The sequence below is a fragment of the Microbacterium resistens NBRC 103078 genome (genome assembly GCF_001552355.1).
GTDB classification, from domain to species: Bacteria; Actinomycetota; Actinomycetes; order Actinomycetales; family Microbacteriaceae; genus Microbacterium; species Microbacterium resistens.
The window spans coordinates 24,035-47,275 of sequence record NZ_BCRA01000041.1; the positions used below are offsets into that span (position 1 = coordinate 24,035).

The 23,241-nt window shown below is 70.4% G+C and carries 21 protein-coding genes, 1 tRNA gene and 1 pseudogene; 14 read left to right on the forward strand and 9 right to left on the reverse strand.

What is annotated here, in order from left to right; all coding sequences use genetic code 11:
- Positions 1-57: 57 nt before the first annotated feature.
- The 7 genes from MR1_RS08565 to MR1_RS08595 all read left to right on the forward strand — a co-directional run bounded on the left by MR1_RS08565 (position 58) and on the right by MR1_RS08595 (position 4,863).
- Positions 58-897 (forward strand): DUF3097 domain-containing protein, encoded by an 840-nt coding sequence (locus tag MR1_RS08565; RefSeq protein ID WP_067245047.1) that lies wholly within the window; start codon positions 58-60, stop codon positions 895-897.
- Between the two features lie 31 nt (positions 898-928).
- The gene (gene trmB / locus MR1_RS08570; protein WP_067245049.1) at positions 929-1,654 is read left to right on the forward strand and encodes a tRNA (guanosine(46)-N7)-methyltransferase TrmB; all 726 of its coding nucleotides are present in this window, start codon (positions 929-931) and stop codon (positions 1,652-1,654) included.
- A gap of 44 nt (positions 1,655-1,698) precedes the next feature.
- Positions 1,699-2,520 carry a CPBP family intramembrane glutamic endopeptidase gene (locus tag MR1_RS08575; RefSeq protein WP_067245097.1) on the forward strand — a complete coding sequence of 274 codons (822 nt, stop codon included), beginning with the start codon at positions 1,699-1,701 and terminating at the stop codon, positions 2,518-2,520.
- 75 nt (positions 2,521-2,595) lie between these two features.
- Complete coding sequence (locus MR1_RS08580) at positions 2,596-3,579, forward strand: DUF4436 family protein (protein WP_067245051.1); 984 nt, start codon at positions 2,596-2,598, stop codon at positions 3,577-3,579.
- Between the two features lie 43 nt (positions 3,580-3,622).
- Positions 3,623-4,012 carry a DUF1304 domain-containing protein gene (locus MR1_RS08585; protein WP_067245054.1) on the forward strand — a complete coding sequence of 130 codons (390 nt, stop codon included), beginning with the start codon at positions 3,623-3,625 and terminating at the stop codon, positions 4,010-4,012.
- A gap of 57 nt (positions 4,013-4,069) precedes the next feature.
- Entirely contained in the window at positions 4,070-4,774 is a 705-nt protein-coding gene (locus MR1_RS08590) for a DUF998 domain-containing protein (protein ID WP_067245057.1), read from the forward strand.
- Between the two features lie 16 nt (positions 4,775-4,790).
- Positions 4,791-4,863, forward strand: a tRNA-Arg gene (locus MR1_RS08595).
- A gap of 447 nt (positions 4,864-5,310) precedes the next feature.
- Here the strand turns inward: MR1_RS08595 and MR1_RS08600 are convergent.
- Positions 5,311-6,825, reverse strand: a complete 1,515-nt coding sequence (locus tag MR1_RS08600; protein WP_067245059.1) for a DUF4041 domain-containing protein — start codon at positions 6,823-6,825, stop codon at positions 5,311-5,313.
- Between the two features lie 35 nt (positions 6,826-6,860).
- On the opposite strand from MR1_RS08600, the pseudogene MR1_RS08605 reads away from it, so the two are divergent.
- Positions 6,861-7,320 (forward strand): annotated as a pseudogene (locus MR1_RS08605) (ABC transporter ATP-binding protein); the annotation flags it as partial.
- A 13-nt stretch (positions 7,321-7,333) separates the two neighbouring features.
- Here MR1_RS08605 and MR1_RS08610 read toward each other — a convergent pair.
- The 7 genes from MR1_RS08610 to MR1_RS08640 form a co-directional block, all read right to left on the reverse strand.
- The gene (locus tag MR1_RS08610; RefSeq protein ID WP_067245061.1) at positions 7,334-8,116 is read right to left on the reverse strand and encodes a glucose 1-dehydrogenase; all 783 of its coding nucleotides are present in this window, start codon (positions 8,114-8,116) and stop codon (positions 7,334-7,336) included.
- Positions 8,117-8,244: 128 nt separating this feature from the next.
- A complete protein-coding gene (locus MR1_RS08615) occupies positions 8,245-9,036 on the reverse strand; it encodes an SGNH/GDSL hydrolase family protein (protein ID WP_084344472.1) in 792 nt (263 codons plus the stop codon).
- Positions 9,037-9,153: 117 nt separating this feature from the next.
- Positions 9,154-10,059, reverse strand: a complete 906-nt coding sequence (locus tag MR1_RS08620; RefSeq protein WP_067245063.1) for a carbohydrate ABC transporter permease — start codon at positions 10,057-10,059, stop codon at positions 9,154-9,156.
- Positions 10,056-11,081, reverse strand: a complete 1,026-nt coding sequence (locus tag MR1_RS08625; protein WP_067245065.1) for a carbohydrate ABC transporter permease — start codon at positions 11,079-11,081, stop codon at positions 10,056-10,058. The genes MR1_RS08620 and MR1_RS08625 overlap by 4 nt, the downstream gene beginning before the upstream one ends.
- The gene (ngcE, locus tag MR1_RS08630) at positions 11,078-12,490 is read right to left on the reverse strand and encodes an N-acetylglucosamine/diacetylchitobiose ABC transporter substrate-binding protein (protein ID WP_067245068.1); all 1,413 of its coding nucleotides are present in this window, start codon (positions 12,488-12,490) and stop codon (positions 11,078-11,080) included. The genes MR1_RS08625 and ngcE overlap by 4 nt, the downstream gene beginning before the upstream one ends.
- 53 nt (positions 12,491-12,543) lie before the next feature.
- Positions 12,544-13,296, reverse strand: a complete 753-nt coding sequence (locus MR1_RS08635) for a sugar isomerase domain-containing protein (RefSeq protein ID WP_067245070.1) — start codon at positions 13,294-13,296, stop codon at positions 12,544-12,546.
- On the reverse strand, positions 13,293-14,237 hold the full coding sequence (locus tag MR1_RS08640) for a MurR/RpiR family transcriptional regulator (protein WP_067245072.1): 945 nt from the start codon (positions 14,235-14,237) through the stop codon (positions 13,293-13,295). The genes MR1_RS08635 and MR1_RS08640 overlap by 4 nt, the downstream gene beginning before the upstream one ends.
- Before the next feature lie 87 nt (positions 14,238-14,324).
- Here MR1_RS08640 and MR1_RS08645 point away from each other — a divergent pair, with 87 nt between their 5' ends.
- From MR1_RS08645 to MR1_RS08655, 3 genes are read left to right on the forward strand one after another with little or no spacing between them, the layout of a single operon-like run.
- Positions 14,325-15,311 (forward strand): N-acetylglucosamine kinase, encoded by a 987-nt coding sequence (locus MR1_RS08645; protein WP_084344470.1) that lies wholly within the window; start codon positions 14,325-14,327, stop codon positions 15,309-15,311.
- 52 nt (positions 15,312-15,363) lie between these two features.
- Positions 15,364-17,031: an arginine--tRNA ligase gene (gene argS / locus MR1_RS08650; RefSeq protein ID WP_067245076.1), complete on the forward strand. Its 1,668-nt coding sequence runs from the start codon at positions 15,364-15,366 to the stop codon at positions 17,029-17,031.
- Positions 17,032-17,040: 9 nt separating this feature from the next.
- Entirely contained in the window at positions 17,041-17,877 is an 837-nt protein-coding gene (locus MR1_RS08655) for an LmeA family phospholipid-binding protein (protein WP_067245078.1), read from the forward strand.
- On the opposite strand, the gene MR1_RS08660 is transcribed toward MR1_RS08655, so the two are convergent.
- Complete coding sequence (locus tag MR1_RS08660) at positions 17,828-18,913, reverse strand: YihY/virulence factor BrkB family protein (protein ID WP_067245080.1); 1,086 nt, start codon at positions 18,911-18,913, stop codon at positions 17,828-17,830. The genes MR1_RS08655 and MR1_RS08660 overlap by 50 nt on opposite strands.
- Before the next feature lie 313 nt (positions 18,914-19,226).
- On the opposite strand from MR1_RS08660, the gene lysA reads away from it, so the two are divergent.
- The 3 genes from lysA to thrB are packed head-to-tail and all read left to right on the forward strand — an operon-like array spanning position 19,227 to position 22,974.
- Positions 19,227-20,702: a diaminopimelate decarboxylase gene (lysA, locus tag MR1_RS08665; RefSeq protein WP_067245082.1), complete on the forward strand. Its 1,476-nt coding sequence runs from the start codon at positions 19,227-19,229 to the stop codon at positions 20,700-20,702.
- Positions 20,699-22,000: a homoserine dehydrogenase gene (locus MR1_RS08670; protein WP_067245086.1), complete on the forward strand. Its 1,302-nt coding sequence runs from the start codon at positions 20,699-20,701 to the stop codon at positions 21,998-22,000. The genes lysA and MR1_RS08670 overlap by 4 nt, the downstream gene beginning before the upstream one ends.
- On the forward strand, positions 22,000-22,974 hold the full coding sequence (gene thrB / locus MR1_RS08675; protein WP_067245087.1) for a homoserine kinase: 975 nt from the start codon (positions 22,000-22,002) through the stop codon (positions 22,972-22,974). Before MR1_RS08670 ends, thrB begins: the two co-directional genes overlap by 1 nt.
- The last annotated feature ends 267 nt before the right edge of the window (positions 22,975-23,241 follow it).

A 23,241-nucleotide genomic window follows, 5' to 3' on the forward strand; every position in this document is an offset into this window, starting at 1 on the left:
GCCCGTCTCCGCGTGGGCGGCCAGGGAAAGCCCCGGTGCGAACCTAGGCTGGTCGGGATGGACGACAGGTACGGATCGGACGTCCTTGCCGCTGGCTGGCGGGACAAGGGCGCGAAGAAGGCGACGGACGTCGCGGCGGAGAAGGACCTCGTCGTCGAGGTCGCGGTCGACGGGTTCTGCGGGGCGATCACCCGGGTCGAGGGCGGCCTGGTCGAGCTCGAGGACTGGAAGGGGCGCCGGCGGGCGTTCCCCCTCGGCGGCGGCTTCCTGATCGACGGCGAGCCCGTCCGGCTCGTGATGCCGGCGGCGAAGGCATCGGGACCGAAGCGCACGGCGTCGGGCTCGTTCGCCGTCGCCGACCAGCGCGCCCGCGCCGCGCTGCCCAGCCGCATCCTCGTCGAAGGGCGCCACGACGCCGAACTGGTCGAGAAGGTGTGGGGGGACGACCTCCGGGTGGAGGGCGTCGTCGTCGAGTACCTGCAGGGAATCGATCTGCTCGACGACCTCCTCGCCGCCGAGCCGCCGAGTCGATCCCGCCGCTACGGCGTGCTGGTGGACCACCTGGTGGCCGGGTCGAAGGAGTCGCGCATCGTCGACCGCATCCTGCAGGGCCCGCACGGCGCGCACCTGCGGATCGTCGGGCATCCCTACATCGACGTCTGGCAGTGCGTGACGCCCGCGGCGATGGGCATCCGCGCCTGGCCGCAGATCCCTCGGGGCACGGACTGGAAGACCGGGATCTGCCATGCGTTCGGCTGGCCCGCCGAGACGCAGGCCGACATCGCGCACGCGTGGAAGCGGATCCTGTCGAGAGTTTCCAGCTACCGTGACCTGGAGCCCTCCCTGCTCGGCCGGGTGGAGGAGCTCATCGACTTCGTCACCGAGCCGACCGGCTGAGCCCGCGTCTGCGCCCGGATACCCTGGAGGGATGCCAGAGCCCCGCACCTTCCGCGATGAACCGGTCTCCTTCGTGCGCCGGAGCGGGCGGATGTCCGAGGCGCAGGAGCGTGCGTTCGCGGAGCTGTCCGCGCAATACCTCATCGACGTGCCGCGCGACGTCGCCTGGACGTCGGTGCACCCGGATGCCCGACTGGACCCCGCCGAGCGCTACGGGCGAGCGGCCGCGCTGATCGTCGAGGTCGGGTCGGGGCAGGGGCATGCGATCGTCGCCGCGGCGTCGGCGCGGCCGGACACCGACTTCCTCGCCGTCGAGGTGTTCCGGGCGGGGCTCGCCCGCACCATGCTCGACGCCGACCGCGCCGGGGTGCGCAACCTCCGTCTCGTCGAGGCCAACGCGCCCGAGGTGCTGTCCTCCTTCCTCCCCGAGGCGGCGGCGGACGAGGCGTGGGTCTTCTTCCCCGATCCGTGGCACAAGAAGCGCCACACGAAGCGTCGTCTCGTGCGACCGGGGTTCGGCCGGATCGCCGGGCACGCGCTGCGCGACGGCGGACTGCTGCGTCTGGCCACGGACTGGGAGGACTACGCCCTGCAGATGCGCGAGGTCCTCGACGCGGAGCCCGAGTTCGTGCGCGCCTTCGACGGTGAATGGGCCGAGCGTTTCGACGGCCGGGTGATGACGGCGTTCGAGCGCAAGGGCATCGCCAAGGGGCGAGACATCCGCGATCTCGTCTACCGGCGCGTCGACCGGGGGTGACCATGGGCGAAGCGGAGGTGCACGCGACCGGCGGGACGCGGGTCATGTCGGGGCCGCGCTCCGCACAGGTCGTCGCCGCCCTCGCCGTGTGCCTCGCGGCGCCGGCCTTCTTTGTCCTCCTGCTGCCCTGGCTCGGCATGACGCTGCTCGCCGTGGGGATCGGCATCGCCGCGGTCTCCGAGCGAGGACGGATCCTGAGCCGGGGGGAGAAGAGCCTCACCCGGGACCTGACCCTCATCGCCCTCGGCCTACTGATCGTCAGCGCCATCCCGCTGGCGGCCGAGCTGGACAACGCGGCGATGCTCCGCTTCACCCTGGCGCTCGGCGGTGCAGTGGTCGTCCCTTACGTGGTGTCCCGCTTCGTCTTCCGCGATCGCGCGATCCGCTTCCCGTGGCGGACGGGGCGCCGCTGGACGACCTGGCAGTGGGGATGGCTCGTCCTGGTGCTCGTCCTCGGCTGGGCGATCCTGCCGTACTACTTCATCACCAGCGGCGTCTATCTCAACTGGCCGGTGGTCGACACCCCTGACCTCATCGCCCGGCTCTTCGTCGGGGTCGGGGCCGTGGGCATCTGGGACGAGCTGTTCTTCATCTGCACCGTCTTCGCCCTGTTGCGCCGCCATTTCCCGGACACGGCGGCCAATCTCCTGCAGGCGATCGTGTTCGTGTCGTTCCTCTGGGAGCTGGGGTATCGGGCCTGGGGGCCGGTGCTCACGATCCCGTTCGCGCTGTTGCAGGGGTTCATCTTCCTGCGCACCCACTCGCTGGCCTATGTCGTGACCGTGCACCTGCTCTTCGACGCGGTCGTCTTCCTCGTGCTGGTGCATGCGCACAACCCGGGGCTGCTCCCGATCTTCCTCGTCTGAGCCGAAGCGGCGTCCGGCCCGCTGCTAGCGTCGGAGAAGCCGTGCCCGGAGCGGGACGGCGGAGAGGGGCGGAGCGTGAGCGGGCTGGCGAAGGCGTCGAGGAGACGACCGTTCCCGACCTTCATCGTGGTGTGCGCGCTGGTGTTCGTCGCTCTGTACGCCGCTGTCGTCCTCCTCTATGCACGGGGCACGGCGCCGGTGACCTCTCCCTCGCCGGCCGACGAGGACCCGGCCGCCGTCCACGTGCGTCTCACTCCGACCGACGTCGATGCGGGAACGGACCGGCTCTCCTTCGACGTGTCGCTCACGACGAAGAGCCGCGAGCAGTTGAGCGAGGCGTCGGACGGCGGCGACGTGGTGGTGCTGTTCACGTCCGCGGGCGGAAGCAGCACCGTGACCTTCGCGGGCGGGTACCTTGATGTGCCGCAGACCGTCCGGCTTCCGACGAGCGGACAGATCGAGCAGTGGCCGTTCGACCGGCACCCCGCCCGAACGCTGGTCACGGTGGGATACACCGCGGGTGACGGTGCCTCGCAGACGCTGCCCGGCGGGCTGGTGCTCGACGCCCACCACGTCCCGGGGTGGGTGATCTCGCTCGCGCCGACGGACCAGAGGTACGTCCTGGGGCAGAGCTCCGTCGTGCAGTACGAGATCGAGGTGCGGCGGGCGACCGCGGCGATCGCGTTCGGACTCGTCCTGCTGGCTCTCATGGTCATCATGCCCGTGCTCGGGCTCACCGTCGCGATCATGGTGTTCCGTGGGCGCCGGAGGGTCGAGGTCGGCTTCTTCACCTGGAACGCGGGCATGCTGTTCGCGACGCCGACGCTGCGCAACTTCCTGCCCGGTCAGCCGCCGGTCGGGTCCTGGGTGGACTATCTCGTGGTGCTCTGGGTGATCGCCGGGCTCATCCTGGCGCTGATGATCAGCGTCGTGGGCTGGTACCGCTGGGGGAGCCCGCAGCCGGAGGTCACGGCATCCCTGCGGGCGAGAGCGTCCGCGCGGCGCCGAGAAGCGCTGCGGGGACACGCCGAGCGCCCTGACGGAGCCGCGCCCCGGTGACCACACGCTGGCGGTCGTGCGTCCCGGACGGCAGAATCGTCGGATGCTCCTTCTCGGATCGATCTTCGCCGGTCTCGCCGCGCTCGTGCACGTCTTCATCTTCGTCCTGGAGTCCGTGCGCTGGACCGCGCCCGCGACGCGTAAGGTGTTCGGAGTGGCGAGCGAGCAGGATGCGCTCGTCATGCGCCAGCTCGCCTTCAACCAGGGCTTCTACAACCTGTTCCTGGCGGTGATGGCCGCGGCGGGGATCGTGCTGGCCGCGGTCGGCATCGTCGGCGCGGGCGTCACGCTGATGCTCGCGGGCACCGGGACCATGCTCGCCGCCGCCCTCGTGCTCGTCCTCGCGGACGGCAGCAAGCTCCGTGCCGCCGCCATGCAGGGCACGTTCCCGCTCCTCGCCGTCATCGTTCTGGTGCTCCACCTCCTGTCCTGACAGGCGGGGCGGCGGCCCCGAGGTGCTCGAAGCTCTTCGACGGAGTTCGATGGAGCCATGGATCGGACTCGGCTGACGACCGCGGGCGTGCTGCTGCTCGCCGGGGTGCAGTACTTCCTCGCGGAGGCGATCACGGCAGCCGCCTGGACGAGGGCGCCGTACAGCTACGGCGAGAACTACATCAGCGACCTCGGGGTTCCCGAATGCGTGGAGCTCGGGCGGACCGTCTGCTCGCCCGCCTATCTCCTCATGGATGTCTCCTTCGTGCTCCAAGGCCTCCTCGTCCTGACGGCGGTGATCGTCCTCGGCGACGCCCTTCGCGCCGGACGCCCGCACCGTATCGCGCGCATGGTCGTCGCCGTCCTGGCCGTCGTCCACGCGATCGGTCTGATCACGGTCGGACTGTTCCCCGGCTCGTTCGCGGAGGCGATCGGAGGCGATCCCGTCCGGCTGTTCCTGCACAGCCTGGGCGCGTTGTTCGCGATCCTGGGCGGCAACCTGCTGATGGTCGCCGTCGCCGTCCTCGCCCCGCGCGAAGGGCGACCGGTGCTCGCGCTCGCGATCGCCGTGCTGGCCGTGATCGGACTGGGCGCGATCGCCGCGGGCCTGCTCGGATCCGACCTCGGGCTCGGGCTCGGCGGGATCGAGCGCCTCGCCGCATATCCGGTCTTCGCCGGGCTGTTCCTCGTCGGCGGAGCCCTGATCATCTCCGGGCGACGGTCCCGCGGGACGCCGGTGTCCGAGAAGCCCCTCCGGCGCTGATAGGATCGTTCGGTACGCCTCCGTAGCTCAGCGGATAGAGCGCCGGTTTCCGGTACCGTAGGTCGCAGGTTCGATTCCTGTCGGGGGCACACCGGGTTGTACGCGGATGATTTGTGAACACATACGCGTCACCCCGAGCACGAGAGAAAGCCGCCTGGTCTCAGGCGGCTTTCTCGTTGAAGCACGTTCTCGATAACAGTTCGTGTCCGCGGTGACCGATATCGGCGCAGAAACGGCTCGAAGACCGGCACGGATCGCCGCTTCTCGGCTTGGCGCCGACCTTCGAGCCGGTGATATGTGAAGCGCTTAGCTGTGAAGCCATGTGCGGACGGGGTTTGGACGCGTCCGACCGCGCGGATGGGTGCCTCGCTGAAGTACTGAGCTGCGACCTGGCTTGCGCTGCGTGGCGCGCGGCGCCTCGATGCCGGCCTCATCGTCGTCGCCATCCGCCGTGACCTGAGCACCCCGGACCCGAGGTCATACACGCGCCGTGAGATATGTCCTCTGCATGTATGAATGAGTGACCGGCGGGCTGGCTAACTTCCCAAGAGAGCTCGTGTCGCCATGTACTCCTCCGCGGCCGGTTCCAGTGTGAAGTCGAGCAACTCGACGGAATGCGCCTTCAGGACCTCGCGCACCTCGGTCGGTGTGGTGCGGAAGTACTCGCGGCGCAGGTTGATCTGGTTGATACGGCGGTCGGCGAAGTGCTGGTGGAGCATCGCTTCGATGCTGACGGCGTCGTCGGCGAAGAACAAGGCGTGGACATCGAACCGGAACGGTACGGATGCGTCTCCGAGCTCGTTGATGCGGTCCATCGGTTCAAGTCGCCGGGTGAGGCCGATCTTCACCACGTCGGGGCCGAAGGATCCGACGTTGCTGATGACGTACACGTAGCCGGCGCGAATATTCGCGGCACGGTAGTCAACGTTCTCGATGGCGTGCTCGACGTCGGCGAGGCGCGCTCGCATCCGTTCCGCACCTTCGAGATCGCCGTTGGCCTCGAGGGCGGCGATCGTGTTGGCGTAATGCCCGCGCTCCTTCTCGAGACGTGCCTTCTCAGCGGCGAGTTCCTTCTCGGCTTTGCGCTGCTCCCGGAGCTCTTCGCGGTGTGCGCGATCCGCTTCTTTCTCCTCCTGCACGGCGCGGAGGTGCCGGTTGGCGAGTTCGAGCTCGCGCAGTCGGAGCTGGTGGAAGTACGACGTAATGCTCAGGTCGATCATGGTGCCGAGGCGAGCGATCTGCTCCATCGCGGTCGTGAGGCGTTTCTGAGCGGTGGCCAGGTTCCCGGCACGGACCGCCTTGACGCAGTTCTCGGCCTCGGCGTTGTAGGAGCGGAGCATGAGCTTCGACATGTCGCGAACGAACTTCGCGCCTTTAGCCGTGCTGTTGTTGAAGGTGAAGTTGCTCGTCGCCTGGGTCGCGCGACCGGCGCGGACGGCCTTCTTGATGTCCGCACGTAGCGCTTCGAGCTGCGTGGCCAGAGCGACAGAGTCCTCAGCCGGATGTTCGTAGTCGTAGAGGCCCAGTTCCTGGACCTCTACGGCGCGGCGCAGGTCGAGAAGCGAGGCCTCCGTCGCCGCGACGTCCGCCTGACGGGACGTCAGCTCCGCCGTAGCGTCGGCGACCTGCCCGCGCATCCCCGCGATCTCTTGGTTCAGATGACGCTTCAGGTCATCGAGGGCTGACACTTCCCGCAGTCCGTACTGGTCGATGAGACCTTGGAGTCGAGCGACCTCCGAGCGCAGTCTCTCGGCATGCTTGCGCGCGCCGAGCAGCGGTATGTTCTCGAGAACCAGCGCGTTCTGCGTGCTTCCAGACGAGGATGCCGGTTCAGTCGAAGCCACAGGCGCGGCACTCTGTTCAGGACGCTGGGCGACTGCAGTCTGTGCCGCGAGTGCGCGGGCCTCCGCACGGCTTCGTGCCATAGGCGACACGGACTGCGCGCCTGCGGCGAACACATGATCTGTCCACGCGACGCCATCCCAGTACCGTTGCTCGAACTGCCCAGACGGGTCTGGATGCCAACCGGGCTGCGGTGTCTGATGGGTCACCTGCTCAAGCTAGCGCACAGCCCGGGTACTCGAACGAGTCCCCGGGGACGACCGAGCTGTCCGGCCGGTTGGTGGAGGAGCTCTCCCGGGGGCCAGCGGCAGCGCGTCTGGGTCGCCATGACGCTGGCGCAGGAGACGCCGGTGCTGCTGCTGGACGAGCCGACGACCTTCCTCGACGTCTCGCACCAGTACGGTCTCCTGGAGCTGTTCGAACGGCTCCGTTCGCGACTGCACCGGACGATCGTGGTGGTGCTCCACGATCTCAACCAGGCGGCGCGTTACGCGGATCATCTCGTGGTCATGAAGGACGGCGCGGTGGTCGCCGCCGGGCATCCGTCCCGCATCCTGACGCCCGAGCTCGTCGAACAGGTCTACGATCTGCCCTGCCGCATCATGCCTGATCCGGAGACGGGGACGCCGCTGGTGATCCCGTGTCGCCCGCTCGGCGCGGGTGACGCACCGGCGGTGCGCCACCGCTCCGCGCGGGAACGATGACGCACCGCGAGGGTCATCGGTCGATGGTCTCCGCGTATGCGGCGGCGAGCGTCGCCAACGACGAGCCCGCGGTCCACCCGCCGTCGACCGTCAGCTCTGCTCCCGTGGTGTAGCTGGCCGCGTCGCTGAGGAGATAGACGACCGCGCCGAGCAGCTCCTCGGCCCGGCCGACGCGTCCCATCGCCGCGACGGAGAAGGCGCCGTCGCCCTCGGACACGTCGCCCGCGGTCATCGGAGTGTAGATCGTGCCTGGCTGGACGGAGTTCACCCGGATGCCCTCCGGTGCGAGCTCGACGGCGGCCATCTTCGTCATGCCTCGCACCGCCCACTTGGAGGCGCCGTAGGAACCGGAGAAGGCCATGCCGACGAGCCCGGCCACGGAGGAGATGTTGACGATCGAGCCGCCCCCGGCACGGCGCATCGCCGGGACGACCGCCTGCAGCCCGAGCTGGACGCTGAAGAGGTTGACGTCGATCACTCGGCGGAAATGGTCCATCGGCTCGTCGACGAGCATCTTGCTCGGGGCCGGGATCCCCGCATTGTTGACCAGGCCGTCGATCCGCCCGAACGCCTCCTCGGTTGCGGCCACCGCGCGCGCCCAGGAGTCCGCGTCGGATGCGTCGTGCCCCACGGACATGGCGTGGTCGCCGAGCTCCGCCGCCAGCTCGGCGGCTCCCTGCTCGTTGAGGTCCGTGATCGCGACGCGACCTCCGGCGGCGACGATCCCTCGTGCGTACTCGGCGCCGAGCCCGCGTGCTCCGCCGGTCACGATGACGACTTTCGAGGTGAGCTGCATGAATGCCTCCTGCTGTTCCGTATTGCATGCCAGATGACTCTATGTCGTCACGGCGGCAACCGTCGTCACGGCGCGGGGCGGTCGAAGTGTCCTGTCCGGCGACCTACCCGGAAGCGAGCGCCCTGTCGTCAGTCCCCGGAGACGATGCGGCCCGCGGCCGGCTCTTCCGGGGCGAGGGCCCGCAGCGACTCGGCCACGCGCTCGGCCAGGTATCGATGCCCTGCCGTCGTCGGATGCAGGCGCCCGGCCCCCGTGTCGATGACCTGCGCGTAGTTCGCCTCGGTGATCCAGTCCTCGGCGACGGGGGAGAGGTAATGCCAGCCGCGCTCCGCGGCGAGGCGGTCGAGCGCGTGATCGATCTTGATCGTGCCCTTGGCGATCGGAAGCTCGTGCGGCGCCGGCCCCAGGACGACGATGCGCGCCCGGGGGAACAGCGCCTGCAGCCGGTCCCATGCGGCGTCGACGGCGTGCGGATAGTCCTCGTCGATCAGGAGTCGGTCGTTGATCGAGCCCTGGACGATCACGAGGTCGGGGTCGATCGCCGGGTCCAGCGCCGCGATGCGCGTGCCGAAGTCCGGCCCGTCCCAACCCGGCTTGAGGTACCCGCTGCCGCGGACGCCGTCCACGATCGTCTCTGCGCCGAGGAGCTCCGACAGCACGTAGGCGTACCCGAGCGTGGGCGAGGCGGCGGCCGAGCCGTAGGTCCACGAGTCTCCGAAGACGAGCACGCGCGGGTGCTCGGGCAGCGCGAGCGGAGCGGGCTCGACGGCGACGACAGGCTCTCCCGGTCCCGCCGCGATCGGCGTCGCGGGCGTCCACGGGCGCCACAGCCCGAGCACGGCGGCGCACAGGGCGATCACGGAGAGGGCGGCGACCAGGGCGAGACGGCGCCGGGGGAGGCGCCGGACGGATCGGGGCATGCGTCGAGGATAAGCGAGCGCGCGCCGTCTCCCGTCCACGGACGAGTCCGCGGTCCGGAAGACGGCGCGCCCCGTCGCGGCCCCGGCGGAGCGGGGCGTCATCGCGTCATCCCGCGGTCACTTGGAGGTGCCCTGCGACACCGAGCCCTGGAGCTGGCGCTGGAAGACGATGTAGACGATCAGCACCGGGACGATCGTAATGATGACCGCGGCGAACATGGCGCCGAAGTCGACCTGGTAGCCGGCGGCGGAGGCGAAGCTCGCCATGCCCTGGGACAGGACGTACTTGGTCTGATCGGTGTTCAGCGAGATCGGCAGCAGGAACTGGTTCCACAGGCCCAGGAAGTTCATGATCGCCACGGCCGCGAGACCGGGGCGGGCCATCGGCAGCATCACCTGGAAGAACGTCCGCCACTCGCTCGCGCCGTCGACGTACGCGGCCTCCTGGATCTCGTAGGGCAGGGATTTGAAGAACGAGAAGAGGAAGAACACCGTGAACGGGAGGGCGAAGGCGACATAGGTGAGGATGAGCCCCGGGAGCGTGTTCAGCAGCCCCATCCCCTGGAGGATGAAGAACAGCGGGACGATGGCGAGGAAGACCGGAAAGGTGAGGCCCGCCAGCATGAGGTAGTAGATGACCCGGCTGCCCGGCAGCGCGAAGCGCGCGAGCACGTAGGCGCACATCGCCCCGAGCACCATCACGAGGACCAGCGAGACGCCGACGACGATCACGGTGTTCAGGAACATGAGCCCGAAGTTGTACTTCGTCCATGCGGAGAAGAAGTTGTCGAGGTTCCAGCTCGCCGGGAGGCTGAACGGTGAGGCGAAGATCTCGCGGGTCGTCTTGAAGGAGCTGAGCAGCGTCCACAGCATCGGCAGGATCACGGCGATCGACCAGATCACGAGGACCACATGGGAGATCCCGCCGACGACCTTGTCGCTCGTCGTGCTCTGGACCGTACGGGCGGAGCTCCGCGCGGCTCTCTTGTCGATGGTGACGCTCGTGCGGGTGTCGAGGCTCATGCGCGTCCTCCTTCGTCCTTGCCGCCGACGAGTCGGAACAGCCCGATGACGAGTCCGGCGAAGACCAGGGTGATCACGGCCAGCACGACGCCCATGGCGCTCGCCAGGCCGAACTGCCCCTTCTCGAACGCGGTGCGGAACAGGTACTGGCTCATCACCAGGGTGGTGTTGCCGGGTCCTCCGGTCGGGTTCAGGGCGGCCATGTAGACGAAGGCGTCCAGCGCCATGATGCCCAGGTAGATGTACGCGGTCTGCACGTTGTCGCGGATCTGCGGCAGCACGATCGAGACGATGGTGCGCGTGCGTCCGGCGCCGTCCAGGCGCGCGGCCTCGAAGGTCTCGGCGGGGATCCCCTTGATCGCCGCGATGAACAGCACCATGTAGAAGCCGACCATGCCCCACACGATCACGAAGATCGTGACGGGCATCGCCGTGCGCTCGTCGCCGAGCCAGGCGAAGTCGTTCGTGTCGATCCCGACCAGGCCCAGCAGTCCGTTGAGCAGCCCGTTGGGGAGGTAGATCATGCTCCACAGGATGCCGATGACGATGGCGGGGATGACGTAGGGGAAGAACGACACCACGCGGTAGAAGCTCGAGCCCTTGAGCCCGCGGACCTGGCCGTGGCTCGGCCCGCCGACGGTGATCATGCTCGCGAAGATCAGGGCGATGGTGAGCGTGATGAGCGGGACGACGATGGCGAGCAGAGCGTTGTTGCCCATGGCCTGCAGGAACGTCTCGTTCTGGAACAGCCGGACGAAGTTGCTGACGCCGACGAAGTCCATCTCGGTCGAGAAGCCGGTCCAGTTCGTCATGGAGTAGTAGACGGCCTGGATGAACGGCGAGATGACGAAGATCAGGAAGATCGCGACGGGCAGGCCCAGGAAGACCAGCAGGAACGAGACGTAGTCGAACGTGAGCTTGCGGCGCAGGCCCGCACGGGGCGCCTTGCGGCGCGCCGTGCGGGCGGTGACGACCGCGCTGGTGTCCAGCGCCGCGTCGAGACCGGGAGCGCTGAGGCTCATTTGATCTCGATCTTCGTGACGGAGTCGTCGTTTCGGACCTTGTCCGTCAGATCCTGCAGCTGCTTGGTGATCTCCTCGACGGACATCTTCCCGTCCAGGAACGAGTTCCAGATGGGGAGCTGGTCGGAGTTCATGCCGTACAGGTTGAAGGACTTGATCGTGAACACGTTTCCGGCGGCGGCCTCCAGCAGCTTCGTCTGCGACACCAGGGCGGTCGAGCCGAAGCCGTCCTCGGGCACCGTGCCCTTGACGATGGTGGGCGCGAGCTTCTCCTTGGCGAAGTAGGTCGCGTTCTCCTTCGAGAGCATCGTGCGCAGCAGCTCCTTGCCGCCGGCCGGGTTCTTGGCCTTGGACGGCACGATGAACGGCTCGCCGGCCTCCGCGCGCATGGTGCCCTTCGGCGTGGTCTGGTTCCCGTCCAGCGGCAGCTCCGCGATCCCCGTCATCTGGAAGTCGTCGGCGGTCTGCTTCTTCATCTCGTTCTCGATCCAGGAACCCGACGGGTACAGCAGCGCCTCCTGGTCGAGGCTCCACTGGGACTGGGCCTGGGTGAACTGCGTGCCGCCACCGCCGGGCTTGACGTACCCGGACTGGATCAGGTCGTGCAGGATCGTGAGGATGCCCTGGATCGTCGGGTGCGACCAGCAGCCCTCCTCCAGGTTCTCCAGCGGCAGGCGCACGTCGTCGCCGGACTGGATGACGGCCGAGTCGACGACCATGGTCTGGTAGTACGTGGCCGCTTCCTTGCCCCAGAGGAACAGGTACTTCCCCTTGGCCTTGGCCGCCTCGCCGAGGGCCTTCAGGTCCTGCCAGCTCGTCGGCACCGTGAATCCGTTCTGCTGGAACAGGCTCGCCGAGTACCAGATGCCGTAGACCGTCATCACGTAGTTCAGCGCGACGAACCGGCCGTCGAACGTCCCGGGCGCCTTGACGCCGTCGTAGAGGGTGTCGCTGATCTTCTCGCCTTCGAGGTTGTTCGCCTCCAGCACCTCGTCGAGCTCTTCGAGCTGGTCGAGGATGGTGTTCCAGCCGATCGAGTTGGCGCCGGAGTTGTCCACGAGGTCGGGCGGGTTGCCGCCGACGAACCGGGGCTGGAGCTCCTGCGCGATCTTCGTGGACGGGGAGACCTTGGCCTCGACGCCGTCGTGGTTGCCCTGCATGATCTTGGCCGCGTTCTCGACGTAGTCCACGCCGTAGCCGCCGTCGAAGATGACGGCGTCGACCTTGGTGTTGGCCGCGACGCCGAACGGGTTGTCCGCGGTGACCTCGCCCTTCGGCGCCGTCCCGCCTCCGCCGCCACCGGGCGCGGCGCACGAGGCCAGGCTCACGCCGAAGGGGACGAGCACGGCCGCGAGCGCGGCTCCGCGCAGCAGGGTGCGGCGGCTGATGGACGCTTCGTTGAGTTCCATGTGTGTTCTGCCTTCCATTGATGTGTGCGGGTGGGATGAGAGAGCAGGGACGGTCAGGCGCCGCGGCGCAGTCGGTTGCGGTAGCGGTCCTCCAGAGCGGAGTTGTGCTCGTCGCCGCCGGGGATGTTCGCGGAGATGTACAGCGGCGGGGTGTCGCCGGCGTCTCCGATCGCCCGCGCGACGCCGAGGGTGAGCAGCTGCGCGATGAAGGCGGCGGTGATCGAGGAGATCGCACCGATCCCGAACCCGCCGGGCAGCTCCAGCGTGCTGTCCCCGTAGGGGGCGAGGTTGTCGATCACGACGTCGGCGATCTCGCTGAGACGCTTGCCGCTGGGGTGCTTCGGCTCGACCCGGGCGGTGTGCTCCAGGCTCGTCACCGCGATGACCGGGTGACCGTGCTCCTTGGCCCACAGGGCGACCCCGACGATCGATCCGTTGACGCCGGAGTTGGAGGCGATCACGAACGCGTCGTGCGCACCGACGGGCGAGACGGCCATGAGCTCGTCCACCACCCACGGTTCGCGTTCCAGCGCTCCGGTCAGGACGTCCACCGTGCGCTCGCCGTGCAGGACGATGTCGCGCAGCGCGATCCGGTTCGTCGGGATGAGCCCGCCCGCCCGTCCCGCGATCTCCATGGCGAACGCCTCCGAGTGCCCCGTCCCGAACGCCTGGATCACCCCGCCGTCCTCGAGGCTGCGCACCAGCAGGGCGATCGCCGGGTCGAGGGCGCCCTCCTCGGCGTCGCGGGCCAGTCGCTCGAGCCGGCTGGTCGCCTCGTGCAGCAGTGCGGCGGGGGTGGCGGTCATCGGGTCTCCTCCGTGGGGGTGCGATCCGTGCGGCGACGGCTGGGACGGTCGGGGCGGCGGTGGGCGGAGACCGCCATGGCGCTCGCGGCGAGGCGGGTGGCGGCGTCCGAGAACATGTGCTGGGCGATCAGCAGATAGAGCAGGTCGATGACGAGAAGCTGCGAGTGCTTGACCGAGAGGTCGTCCGGTCGCAGGTAGGGCATCGGCGCGGCCGTGCACAGCGCGTCGTCGGCGACGGAGGCGATCCACGAGGCGCTGTCGTGCGTGATCGCGACCGTGCGGGCGCCGACGGCACCGGCCTGGGACAGCATCTGCACGGTCTCCTCGGTGCGCCCGGTGCTGGAGATCCCGATCGCCACCGAGGAGGCGTCCTGCAGCACCGCGCTCGTCAGCCCGTCGTGCACGTCCCGCCAGGCGTGCGCGTTCACTCCGATCCGGTACAGCCGCCCCTGGAACTCCTCGGCGATCACGCCGCTGCCGCCGACGCCGTAGATGTCGACGTGACGGCTCGTCGCGATCGCGCGCGCCACGTCCTCGACCGCGTCGAGATCGAGCCAGGCGCTGGTGGTCTCCAGGCTCCGGATGTGGAGGGCGAGCAGGGTCTGCAGCACCTTCTCCGGGGCGTCGTCCGGCGCGAACTCGCGTCCGATGTCCGCACGCCAGGACTCGTCGGCGTCGCCGCGGCCGATCTCGCTGGCCACGCCCACGCGGAACTGCGTGTAGCCGTCGAAGCCGAGGGCACGGCTGAATCGCGTGACGGTGGCGGCGGACGTCCCCGCGAGCGCGGCGAGCTCGGTGATCGTGAGCTCGACCGGGGCGGTGGGCTGATCGGCGATGACGTCGGCGATCTTGGACATGGCCGTGGGCATCGAGCCGCGGCGGGCCGCGATGCGTCGCGAGATCGACTGATCGTTGCCGATGTCCAATGTCCGTGGCACCATTGCCTCCATTGAAAACGGGCCACCGTTGGCGCCGTCGGATGAAAACTATTCTTATTTCGCCCCTGCGTCAACGAGGACGGGTCACGAATGAGTCACGACGCTTTGGTGCTCGGAGTGGACGCCGGGGGCACCTCGACCAGGGCCGTCCTCGCCACCCCTCGGGGGGAATGCCTGGGCTACGGCGTCGGCGGGGGAGGGAACCCGATCTCGGTCGGGGCCGAGGCCTCCGCGCGGGCCGTGCTCGACGCCGTGCACGGGGCGCTCGCGGTCGCCGGCCGCCGGGCGGAGGACGTCTCGGTGATCGTCGCGGCGATGGCCGGCTACACGTCCGGCGGCGGCGGCGAGCGGCTGCGCGGACTGCTGGCCGAGCACGGCTTCGCCGGGCGGCTCGAGTTTCGATCCGACCTGCTCGCGCTGTACTTCAGCGGGACGGCGGCACCGGCCGGCTACGCGCTGGTGTCGGGGACCGGCGCCTGTGTGATCCGCGTCGAGGACGGGGACGTCGCCGCGGCCGCCGACGGACTGGGGTGGCTGCTCGGTGATCGCGGCAGCGGCTTCTGGATCGGTCACCGGGTCGCGCGTGCGGCCGCCGCCGATCTCGACGGCGGGGGACCGCCGACGGCGCTGACCGACGCCGTGCTGACCGCGTGCGGCATCGAGCGCGGCGGGACGACCGTGGAGGGACGGCCCGGCGAGCTGTCCCGGCTGGTCGAGACCCTCTACGCGCAGCGCCCCGTCGAGCTGTCGCGGTTCGCCCCGCTCGCCTTCGACCACGAGGACGACGAGACCGCGCGCGGCATCCTGCGCGAGGCCGGAGCCGCGCTCGCCGCGACCCTCGAGGTCGTCCGGACGGGACCGGGCCCGATCGTGGTCGGCGGGAGCGTGCTGTCCAGGCCCGGTGTCCTGCGGGACGAGTTCATCCGTCGTGCGTCGCGCAGCGGGGAGGCGCTCGAGATCCTGCGGGTCGGGGACGGCGCCGCCGGCGCGGCCTACCTGGCTCTGCGCGAGGCGGGGGACGAGCCCGACGCCTCCGCGCTGGCCGCGCTCACCGCGACCCTGGCGCGCTTCCGCTGACCTCGGTGGCCGCGCGGTGCGGATGCGCCCGCGGTCCTAGGATGGGTGGTCTATGAACCCTGCAGCCCTCGCCGAAGCCGTCCTCGCCGTCCTGACCCCGATCTCGGACGAGCGACGACCCGGTGAGCCGCTGGGGATCACGGCCTCCGACATCGTGCTGGAGCGCCCGCGCAACCGCGATCACGGCGACTGGGCGACCAACGTCGCGATGCGGCTGGCGAAGCCGTTCGGGACGAACCCCCGCGAGCTGGCACAGCGGATCGCGGACGGACTGGGCGCCGTCGACGGGATCGCCGAGGTCTCCGTCGCCGGTCCCGGCTTCATCAACATCCGCCTCGAGGCCGGCGCGGCCGGAGCCCTGGCCCGGACGATCGTCGAGGCCGGAACCGCATACGGGCACAACGACTCGCAGGCCGGTCGCTCGATCAACGTCGAGTTCGTCTCGGCCAACCCGACGGGGCCGCTCCACATCGGACACACCCGATGGGCCGCCCTGGGCGACGCGATCGCGCGCCTGCTCGCCGCGTCCGGAGCCCGGGTCGCGCGCGAGTTCTACATCAACGACGCCGGTGCGCAGATGGAGCGGTTCGCCGGATCCATCGTCGCCGCTGTCAAGGGAGAGCCGACCCCGGAGGGCGGCTACGCGGGCAGCTACATCGCGGACCTCGCGGCGCGCGTGGTGGCGGAGCGCCCGGACTTCCTCGAGCTCGAGGACGCGGAGCAGCGGCTCGTGGCGCGCGAGCTCGGGTACCGCTTCCAGCTCGCCGAGCAGCAGCAGTCGCTGGCGGCGTTCAACGTCGACTTCGACGTGTGGTTCTCCGAGCGGATCCTGCACGCCCCCGGCGACGACGGCGGGCCGAGCCTGATCGATCAGGCGGTCGACCGGCTGCGCGCCCAGGGGCACGTCTTCGACCAGGAGGACGCGGTGTGGGTCCGCACCACCGATTTCGGCGACGACAAGGACCGCGTGATCCGCCGCTCGAACGGCGAGTACACGTACTTCGCCGCCGACGCCGCGTACTACCTGAACAAGGGCGACCGCGGCTTCGAGCACAAGATCTACCTGCTGGGCGCGGACCACCATGGCTACGTGCACCGCCTCAAGGCTCTCGCGGGCGCGGCCGGCGACGACCCGGAGAAGGACGTCGAGGTGCTGATCGGCCAGCTCGTGTCCGTGGGGGGCGCGCGGCTCAGCAAGCGCGCGGGCAACATCATCGAGATGGACGACCTGCGGCAGTGGCTGGGCACGGACGCCCTCCGGTACTCGCTCGAGCGCTCTCCCGCCGACTCGCCGCTGTCGCTGGACCCCGAGCTGCTGCAGAAGCGGACGAACGACAACCCCGTCTTCTACGTGCAGTACGCTCACGCCCGCACGCACAACGTCGCCCGCAACGCCGCCGACTCCGGCGTGGACCGCTCCGAGTTCGCGCCCGAGCTGTTGACTCACGAGACCGAGTCGGCGCTGCTCGGCGCCCTCCAGGAGTTCCCGCGGATCGTCGCGTTCGCCGCGGAGGTCCGCGAGCCCCATCGCGTCGCCCGCTATCTGGAGGAGCTCGCCGGTCTGTATCACCGCTGGTACGACAACTGCCGCGTCATCCCGCTCAGCGACGACCCCGTCGAGGCGGTGCACCGGACCCGTCTGTGGCTCAACGACGCGACGGGCCAGGTGCTGCGCAACGGACTGGAGCTGCTCGGCGTCTCGGCGCCCGAGCGGATGTGAGCACCGCGCATGGGCGACACGGAGCCGTACCCGCGAGATCTCGGCACGCAGCACGCCACGGTGCCGCTGCCGCGTGACGGCTCGGCACCGGAGACGCGCACGCGACGGCGATGGCCGTGGATCGTCGCCGCAGCGGTTGTCGTGCTGGCCGCGCTCGTCGTCGTGGCGGAGTTCGTCGCGCGGGCGGTGGTCGCCGACGTGGCGCGCACGCAGGTCATCACGGCTCTGCACCTGCCGGAGGACCAGCAGATCGACGTCGCGACCGACGGCATCGTCCTCGCGCAGCTGCTCGCCGGCAGGCTCGATGCCCTGCACCTGTCCTCCGACGACGTCGCCGTGGGGCCGTTCGCCGGAGCCGTCACGGCGGAGGCCCGGGGGTTCCCCCTGCACGGCGGGCCGATGACGGGAGCGACGGGAACGATCCGGGTCACCGCGGAACAGCTCGGCGACCTCGTCGGATCCGCCACCGATCTCCCCGTCGACGAGATCGCCCTGGAAGGGGCGAACGTGACGGCGAAGGGCGCCCTGAGCCTGTTCGGACAGAGCCTGCCGATCGCCCTCACCCTGAAGCCCGACGCGGTGGAGGGCGACATCGCGTTGACGCCCGTCTCGGCGTCGGTCGCGGGCGTCACGCTGGACGCGGCTCAGCTGGCGGGCCGCTTCGGCGGCCTCGCGGACGGGCTGACGGCGCCGCAGCGCATCTGCATCGCCGACCAGATCCCCGCCGGGCTGCACCTGATCTCGTTGGGGGTGACCGACGGGCAGCTCGTCGCCGGGCTCCGCGCCGACGGCGCGATCACGTCGGACGCGTCCCTGCAGCGGAACGGGACCTGCCCTTCGCGGTGACCGCCGCGTCTGCGGACGGCTCGGCCTTCTGCACTGCCGCGCTCGCGGCGTCGCGCTCCTCCTGCGCGGCCCGGAGCATCCGTTCCGCGCGCTCCAGTCGACGCTCCTCGAAGGTGCGCGGTCGCCCGGCGGTCGCGTCGTCCTGGTCCTCGACGGCGGTGATGATGAACGCGCCCGCGTAGAGCACGACCTGCGCCGAGAGGTTCAGCCAGATCAGGAGAGCGATGAGGGCGGCGAAGGAGGCCAACAGCGGGTTGGCCCGCGCGCCGCCGATGAAGAGGCCGGACAGCTGCTGGAGGACGAGGAGCCCGAGGCCGCCGAGGAGGGCGCCCGACCACAGCGCGCGCGCCGAGGCCCGCACGCCGGACAGCACGACGAACAGCGCGGCGACGAGCAGCGTGTCCATGACGAGGATGATCAGGATGTCCAGAGCCCGCTCCGCCCACACGGCCGCGGGAGAGTCCTCCGCACCGAGCGCTCCCGTGAGCGCCCGGATGCCGGAGCCGCCCGTGACGGTCAGGAACGCCGTCACCGCGACGGCGAGGGCGATGCCGATCGCCAGGGCGAGGTTGCGCAGGATCACCCAGAGCCAGAACACGTCGTCGCCCACGGTGCCGGCGAGGGAGCGCAAGGCGGTCCGCAGGGCTCCGATCGCCCCGAGCGCGGCGCCGACGAGCGCGACAAGTGAGGCGATGCCGGTGAGGGTGAGGCCGGTGGGCGCGGTGATGGCCTCGGCGTCCACGATGCCGTCCGGTCCCACCAGCCCGGGGATCGCGGAGTCCACCGCCGCGACGAGGGCGCGGAACGCCTCCGGATTCCCCGCGAGCCACAGACCCGCGATGGAGAAGCCGAGGAGCACCGCCGCGAACACGCTGAACAGGGCGCGGTAGGTGATGCTGTCCGCCAGCACCGGTCCGCGGCGTTCGATGTAGAGGAGCGCGGCCCGGACCGCTCGGCGTCTCAGCGCGAAGGCGATCACGGTCTGAATCGCCCGCGCGAACGGGTTCTGTCGCTCGGCTTCCGGCGTCGCGTCCATGCGTCGAGCGTATCCGGCGCGCCCGGGGGACTGGAGGACCGAGACGAAACGGTGCCGGCCGAGGGGCGTGGCGTTTCGTCTCGCGGAGACCCGCACTGAGCGAGCGAAGCGAGTCGAAGTGTCGCTCGACGACCGAACGCGCCTGCCCGACGAGGCGCGTCATGACATGTCGCACCGCGACGGGGCGCCCTCCTCGCGTGTCCTAGACTGCTGGGGAACTCGGCCGGACGCCCCGCCGAGCACCGCTTCCGCGGCGGTCCGTCCTCGACGCGACCCGGGAAGCGGCGACACCCCTCCCGACGATTGGTGCTCCGTGGTCTCCGCCCTGCCCGACGAACCCCTCGCTCCGGAATGGCTCGCCGTGCCCGCCGACCCGAACGACCTGGTCCCCGCCGTCTGGCCGGCCTCTGCCCGTCGCGACGACGACGGGGAGCTGCGTCTCGGCGGCGTCCGCGTGTCCGAGCTCCGCGCGCGCTTCGGCACGCCCCTGTACATCCTCGACGAGGACGAGGTGCGCGCCCACGCCCGCCGGATCCGCGAGGCGTTCGACGCGGCCGCCGCGGCGCACGGCACCCGATCCCGTGTGTACTACGCCGGGAAGGCGTTCCTCAGCGCCGACGTGGTGCGCTGGGTGAGCGAGGAGGGCCTGCGCCTGGACGTGTGCAGCCGCGGCGAGCTCGAGACGGCGCTCGCCGCCGGGGCGGACCCCGCCCGGCTCGGCTTCCACGGCAACAACAAGTCGGTCGCCGTCCTCGAACGCGCGGTGGAGGTCGGCGTCGGGACCATCGTCGTCGACAGCCTGATCGAGATCGAGCGCCTGGGCGCGATCGCCGCCCGCCTGGGGGCGGATCGCGCCGGGATCGTGCAGGACGTCCTGATCCGCGTGAACAGCGGCGTGCACGCCGAGACGCACGACTTCCTGGCGACGGCCCACGAGGATCAGAAGTTCGGCTTCGCGCTGGACGAGGCGCACGCGGCGGCGGCGCGGATTCGCGAGATGCCGAGCCTGAACCTGCTCGGACTGCACTGCCACATCGGCTCCCAGATCTTCGGCGCGGCGGGTTTCGCGGAGTCCGCGGCCCGCGTGGTCGACCTGCACGCCGAGCTCCTCGCCGGAGGGGACCTCCCGCTGCTGAACCTCGGCGGGGGCTTCGGCATCGCCTACACCGCAGCCGACGATCCCACGCCCATCGAGGTCCTCTCGTCCGCGATCGTCGAGGCGGTGGCGCGTGAGTGCGAGGTGCGCGGGATCACGGTGCCGACGCTGGCCTTCGAGCCCGGGCGATCGGTCGTGGGCCAGGCCGGGGTGACGCTGTACGAGGTCGGCACGACCAAGCCGGTGTCGCTGGGGGAGCGCGGCGAGCGGCTCTACGTCAGCGTCGACGGCGGGATGAGCGACAACGCGCGACCCGCGCTGTACGGCGCGCCGTACTCGGCGAGGATCGCCTCCCGTGCGGGCACGGGAGACCCGGTGCTCGTCCGGGTGGTGGGGCTGCACTGCGAGTCCGGCGACATCGTCGTCGAGCACGAGTACCTGCCCGCCGACGTGACCCCCGGAGACCTGCTCGCGGTGCCGGCGACCGGGGCGTACTGCCACGCGCTGGCGAGCAACTATAACCACACCCCCCGCCCGCCGGTCGTGGCGGTGCGGGACGGACACGCACGCCTGATCGTGCGCGGCGAGACCCTCGCGGACCTCCTCGGCCGCGACGCGGGCCTCGACGCCGTACCCGAACCGGCGGAGTCGTCCGCCGCCCAGCCCGGCTCCGCCGGAGAAGGAGAAGCATGACGCCGCAGCGCACCCTCCGCATCGCCCTGCTCGGTGCGGGATCCGTGGGATCCCAGGTCGCCCGTCTTCTGCTCGAGCACGGCGAGGAGCTGTCCGAGCGCAGCGGCGCCCGGCTGGAGCTCGCCGGGATCCTCGTGCGCGACCCGGACGCGCCGCGCGACACGGAGCTGCCCCGGGAGCTGCTCACCACCGATGCCGAGGCGCTGATCCTCGGCGCCGACATCGTCATCGAGCTGATGGGGGGCATCGAGCCGGCGCGGTCGCACGTGCTGGCGGCCATCCGCTCGGGGGCGGACGTGGTCACCGGCAACAAGGCGCTGCTCGCCACGCACGGGGCCGAGATCTTCGAGGCCGCCGACCAGGTGGGCGCGTCCGTGTCCTACGAGGCCGCGGTGGCCGCCGCCATCCCGATCATCCGACCGTTGCGGGACTCGCTCGCCGGCGACCGGATCGTGCGGATCTTCGGAATCGTGAACGGCAGCACGAACTTCATCCTCGACAGCATGGACCGGGACGGCCTGAGTGCGCAGGAGGCGCAGCGCATCGCCACCGAGCTCGGATACCTCGAGGCGGACCCGACGCTGGACCTCGAGGGCTACGACGCCGCGCAGAAGGCCGCGATCCTCGCCAGCCTCGCCTTCCACACCCAGGTGTCCTTCGAGGACGTGCACCGCGAGGGCATCGAGTCGGTGACCGCGGACATGATCGCCGACGCCCGTCGTGCGGGCTACGTGATCAAGCTCCTCGCCATCTGCGAGCGGCTGTCCGACCCCGAGGGCGGCGTCTCGGTGCGCGTCTACCCGGCGCTCATCGATCGCGAGCATCCGCTGGCGACGGTGCACGGCGGCAACAACGCCGTGTTCGTGGAGGCCGAGGCCGCGGGGCCGCTGATGTTCTACGGGGCAGGAGCCGGCGGCGTGCAGACGGCGTCGGCCGTGCTTGGCGATGTCGTCTCGGCCGCTCGCCGCCACCTCGCCGGTGGCGTGGGGGTCGGCGAGTCGGCGAGGCAGAGCCTGTCCGTCGCGCCGATCGGCCGTATCACCACCCGGTACCAGATCACGCTCGAGGTCGAGGACCTCCCGGGGGTCCTGGCGACCGTGGCCGGGATCCTCAGCGAGGAGGGTGTGTCCGTCGCGACGGCGCTGCAGACGGTGGAGGGCGAGGACAGCGCCACGGCACGGATCGTGATCGGCACGCATCGCGCGTCCGAGCAGGCGCTCAGCGACACGGTCGCCCGGCTCGCGGAGAGCAGTGTCGTGCAGCGCGTGGTCTCCGTGCTGCGCGTGGAGGGGGAGTGATGGAGGACGGCGCCGTCGTCCCGGAGGGCCGCAGCGTCGAGGTCACGGTCCCGGCGACGAGTGCCAACCTCGGACCGGGATTCGACACCCTCGGGCTCGCGGTGAGCATGTACGACGAGCTCGAGGTGACGGCGCTCGCGACCCCCGCAGCCGGCGAACAGCAGCGCATCGAGGTGGAGGTGAGCGGATCGGGCGCGGAGGAGATCGCCCGGGACGCGACGAACCTCGTGATCCGCTCGATCGCGCACGTGTTCTCGGACGTCGGGAGGCCGATGCCGGGAATCCGCCTCGTGGCGCGCAACGGCGTCCCGCACGGCCGCGGGCTCGGATCCTCGGGCGCCGCCGTCGTGGCCGGCGTGCTCGCCGCCAAGGGACTGCTGGACGGGATCGCGGACCTCGACGACGATGCGCTGCTGCGGCTCGCCACGGAGCTCGAAGGGCATCCCGACAACGTCGCTCCGGCGCTCTTCGGCGGGCTGACGATCGCCTGGACGGGGGAGCAGGGCCCGCGGCACAAGAAGCTCCTCGTCCATCGGGGGGTCTCGCCGCTGGTGCTCGTCCCGGGGTACACGATGTCCACCAAGGCCGCCCGCAGCCTGCAGCCGGAACAGGTCCCCAGCGCGGACGCCGTGTTCAACGTGTCGCGCTCGGCGCTGCTGATCGCGGCGCTCACGCAGAGCCCGGACGTGCTGCTGGACGCCACGGACGACCGCCTGCACCAGGACTATCGCGCCCCCGCGATGCCGGAGACCAGCCGGCTCGTGCGAGCGCTGCGCGCCGAGGGGTTCGCCGCCGTGGTGTCCGGCGCCGGGCCGAGCGTGCTCGTGCTGTGCGACGGCCCCGGAAGCCGGATGGACGCCGCGCGGGTCGCCGAGGAGGCCACGGACACTCCGTGGGAGCACCGCGCCGTCGCAGTGGATGTCCGAGGTGGTACAGTGAGGAACCGAGCGGAGGGCTCTTCGTCACGATCGTGATTCCGGCCCGAGGCGCAATCTGCGCCGCACTCGCACCACCCGAACGACTCGCTGAGTCCTTTCGCGTGCGCTGAGCATCGGGCCCAGCGCATCGCCGGTGCAGCCGCATGCCGAGGCTGCGGCACCCATCCGCTCATACCCACAGACGTGAAGAGGAGTACTCGTGGAGACCATCTCCGAGACCCAGTCCGACGCGCCGGTTCCGGCGTCCGACGCCCCGGCGACCGCCGAGGCCGCACCCGCGGAGGCGGCGAAGGCGCCGGCCCG